Below are 4,227 nucleotides of genomic sequence, written 5' to 3' on the forward strand. Positions count from 1 at the left end.
AAACAAACAAACCTGAAAATTCTGCTCATCCAATAACAGAGAGCGGACAAACAGAACCAGAACAACCAAAAGGAAATTCAACTGAGGATGTTTCAACCGAATCAAACACAGCCAATTCAAATGGAAACGAAGAAATTAAACAAGAAAATGAAGTAAACCATGATAAAAAGGTAGAAAATCCAGAGAAAACAATAGAATTAAGAAATGTTTCAGACCTAGAGTTATACAGTTCATCAAATGGTACTTATAAACAACACATTTCGTTAGAGCAAGTTCCAAGCAATCCAAATAGCTACTTTGTTAAAGTGAAATCTGCTTCATTCAAAGATGTATACCTACCAGTGGCATCAATATCAGAGGAAAGAAAAAATGATAAAATCCTTTATAAAATCACAGCAAAAGCAGAGAAGCTTCAGCAAGAGATAGAAAGTAGATATGAAGATAATTTTACCTTCTATCTAGCTAAGAAGGGACCAGAAGAAACAACAAACTTTACTTCCTTTAGTAATCTAGTAAAAGCTATCAATAAAAACCTTAATGGAACCTATCATTTGGCAGCTAGCTTAAATGCTAATGAAGTGGAATTGGGACAAGATGAAACATCTTATATAAAGGGGCCTTTTACTGGTAAATTGATTGGGGAGAAAGATGGCAAACATTATGCAATCTACAATTTGAAAAAGCCTCTTTTTGGTAGCTTGAGTGGGGCAACTGTAGAAAAGCTGAGTCTCAAGGATGTTACTATCTCTGGTAAGACTGATATTGGCTCCGTCGCTAATGAAGCTAAGAATGGGACTAAAATTAATCAGGTTCATGTCGATGGTGTCTTAGCTGGGGAACGTGGAATTGGTGGGTTGCTTGCTAAAGCTGAACAATCAAGTATCACTGATAGCAGTTTCAAGGGAAGACTTGTCAATACCTATGAAACGACTGCTGCATACAACATCGGTGGTCTGGTCGGTCATTTGACTGGAAGCAATGCGTTAATTGATAAGTCAAAAGCTACGATTACAATTTCATCAAATGCAAACCAATCAAACCAAACTGTTGGTGGTCTTGCAGGGCTTGTAGATAAGGATGCGCATATCAGTAATAGCTATGCCGAGGGCGATATTAATAATGTCAAGCACTTTGGAAAAGTCGCAGGTGTAGCAGGCTACTTGTGGGATAAAGATTCTAACGATGAGGGGCATTCTGGAAGATTGACCAATGTGCTGAGTGATGTGAATGTAACCAATGGGAATGCCATCACTGGTTATCACTTTACAGGAATGAGAGAAACAGAAGCATTCAGCAACAAATCCAACAGAGTTTACAATGTTACGCTGGAGAAGGATGAGGTCGTGACCAAAGAATCTCTCGAGGAAAGAGGAACAATATTAGACGCTTCTCAAATTACAAGTAAGAAAGCGGAAATCAATCCGCTTACCCTACCAACGGTTGAACCTCTCTTAACGAGTGCTAACAAAGAAAGTGATTTTTCTAAGGTTGAACATTATCAAGCCAGTCGTGCCTTGGTTTATAAGAACATTGAAAAATTACTGCCCTTCTACAATAAGGCCACCATCGTGAAATATGGAAATCTGGTAAAAGAGAACAGCCATTTATATACAAAGGAACTCTTGTCTGCAGTCATGATGAAGGATGACCAAGTAATCACAGATATTATTTCAGATAAACATAATGCAAACAAACTCTTGCTTCACTACCAGGATCGTTCATCTGAAAGACTAGATCTCAAGTATCTGGGCGACTTTGCCAAGCTAGCAGAATATAGTCTAGGAGATACAGGTCTCATTTATACTCCAAACCAATTCTTGTATAATCGAGATTCGATTATACAGCAGCTCTTACCTGAATTGCAGCAGGTTGAGTATCAATCAGATGCCGTCAGAAATACACTTGGTATTTCTTCAGGAGTGAAGTTAACCGAACTATACCTAGAACAAGAGTTTGCCAAAACAAGGGCAAGTCTAGAAGATAGTCTGAAAAAACTACTGTCAGCTGATGCTGGCCTAGCTAGTGACAATCAAGTCATGAGCGGCTATATCGTAGATAAAATCAAGCGCAACAAGGAAGCCTTGCTCCTTGGTTTGAGCTACCTAGAGCGTTGGTATAACTTTAGCTATGATAAGGTTAATATTAAAGATATCGTCATGTATCATCTGGATTTCTTTGGTAAGGGAAATGCTTCGCCACTAGACACTCTGATTGAATTAGGTAAATCTGGCTTTAACAATCTTCTAGCTAAGAATAATGTTGATACTTATAGTATTAGTCTTGCAAGCCATCATGGAACAAAAGATTTGTTTAGTACGCTTGAAAATTACCGAAAAGTCTTTTTACCAAACAAAACTAACAATGACTGGTTTAAATCACAGACCAAGGCTTATATCGTTGAAGAAAAATCTGATATTGAAGAAGTCAAAACCAAGCAGGAACAAGCAGGTACCAAGTATTCTATCGGTGTCTATGATCGAATCACTAGCGACAGCTGGAAATACCGTAACATGGTACTACCTCTACTTACCTTGCCAGAAAAATCAGTATTTGTCATTTCAACTATCTCTAGTCTAGGCTTTGGTGCTTATGATCGTTACCGTAATAAAGAACATCAAGCAAGTGGTGATCTGAATAACTTTGTTGAAAAGAGTGCTCACGAAACAGCAGAGCGCCAACGAGATCACTATGATTATTGGTATCGTATCCTAGATGAAAAAGGGCGTGAAAAGCTTTATCGAAATATCTTGCTTTATGATGCCTATAAATTTGGAAATGATAATACTGAAGGAAAGGCTAAAAAAGTAGCAGATTTTGATGATCCAAATCCTGCTATGAAACATTTCTTTGGACCTGTTGGAAATAAAGTCGGTCATAATGAACACGGTGCTTACGCCACAGGTGATGCCGTTTATTATATGGGTTATCGTATGTTAGACAAGGACGGCGCCATTACTTATACGCATGAAATGACTCATGATTCAGATCAGGACATTTATCTTGGAGGATATGGTCGAAGAAGTGGTTTGGGACCAGAGTTCTTCGCCAAAGGCTTATTACAAGCGCCAGACCATCCAAATGACGCAACCATCACCATCAACTCGATTTTGAAACATTCAAAATCTGATAGTACAGAAGGACAACGATTACAAGTACTTGATCCAACCACGAGATTTAAAGACGCAACAGATCTTCAGAACTACGTCCACAATATGTTCGATGTCGTTTACATGTTGGAATATCTCGAAGGAAAATCTATTACAGAGAACCTTACCAATTATCAAAAAACGAAAGCTCTCAGAAAAATTGAGAATAAGTTTCTGAAAGATCCAGCAGATGGAAATAAGGTTTACGCAACAAATGTAGTCAAAGATTTGACAGTAGAAGAAGCTGAAAAACTACGTTCATTCAATGATTTGATTGATAATAATATTATTTCGTCTAGGGAATATACTTCAGGGAAATACGAAAGAAATGGTTACTATACTATCAAACTATTTGCACCGATTTATGCAGCATTAAGTAATGATGACGGAACGCCAGGTGACCTAATAGGACGTCGTATGGCCTATGAACTATTAGCTGCTAAAGGCTTTAAAGATGGTATGGTACCTTATATCTCAAATCAATACGAAGAAGTTGCTAAACAAAATGGTAAAAAAATAACTATTTATGGTAAAGACCGAGGATTAGTTACAGATGAACTTGTCCTTCGAAAAGTATTTAATGGTCAATATAAAACTTGGACACAATTCAAGCAAGCTATGTATAATGAACGTGTAGCTCAATTTGATAGACTGAATAAAGTTACTTTTAATGATCCAACAAAACCTTGGACTAGTTTTTCTACGAAAACCATAAGTAGTGTCACAGAGTTGCAGCGATTAATGGATGAAGCTGTTCGAAAGGATGCATATGAGGATAGATATTCTTGGAGTAATTACAAACCAGAATTTGACAGTTCAGTTCATAAGTTGAAGAGAGCAATCTTTAAAGCTTATCTTGACCAAACTGATGATTTTAGAAGTTCAATTTTTGAGAATAAAAAATAGTGTTTACTATTAGGAAATAAAAAGTGAATGTAGAGAATTAGAATTGTCATTATTAAAAAGATAAATTTTCCATTCGGAAAATAAAATGTATTGTTGGTTCGGTGTTACTCGGAAGTGTCTTGGTTGCACCGTAACCGCCCAATAACGAAGTATATTGAAAAATCTCCAGACTAGA

General features: G+C 37.0%; 1 protein-coding gene. It reads left to right on the forward strand.

Going from position 1 to position 4,227, the window contains the following annotated elements:
* Nucleotides 1-4,052: ZmpA/ZmpB/ZmpC family metallo-endopeptidase (locus tag HT701_RS10965; RefSeq protein WP_172931534.1), on the forward strand; the 4,052-nt coding region annotated here is incomplete at its 5' end.
* Between the last annotated feature and the right edge of the window lie 175 nt (nucleotides 4,053-4,227).

Origin of the sequence: Streptococcus sp. 10824 (assembly GCF_013276595.1) — a bacterium.
Classification (GTDB): Bacteria; Bacillota; Bacilli; order Lactobacillales; family Streptococcaceae; genus Streptococcus; species Streptococcus pseudopneumoniae.